The organism is Faecalimicrobium dakarense, assembly GCF_000499525.1.
Taxonomy (GTDB): domain Bacteria; phylum Bacillota; class Clostridia; order Peptostreptococcales; family Peptostreptococcaceae; genus Faecalimicrobium; species Faecalimicrobium dakarense.
On sequence record NZ_HG529464.1, the window covers coordinates 1 to 262 of the forward strand.

The window sequence follows — 262 nt, forward strand, 5'->3', positions numbered from 1 at the left end:
TACAGTTTGTACAAATGATTGAGCTGTCTTACTATTTGTTATATTTGCAGTTCCTATACTTACTGCTACTTTAGATAAATCAGTAGTAACTATTGATCTAGTTTCAGCATTTGCACCAGCTTGTATAGTAAATGTATTTGATTTTCCATTTAATAAAAGTTTTTCCGTTGAATTGAGTTCTTTAGAAATTTGAACCATTTCTTCTTGTAGTTCAACCATCGCTTGTGATGCTTGGTATCTAATATATTTAACTTAGATCCAA

Annotated in this window: 1 protein-coding gene; it reads right to left on the bottom strand. The window is 29.8% G+C overall.

The annotated features are described in order from the left end of the window. Nucleotides 1–219: hypothetical protein (locus BN899_RS18395; RefSeq protein ID WP_042278456.1), on the bottom strand; the 219-nt coding region annotated here is incomplete at its 3' end. Nucleotides 220–262: the final 43 nt, after the last annotated feature.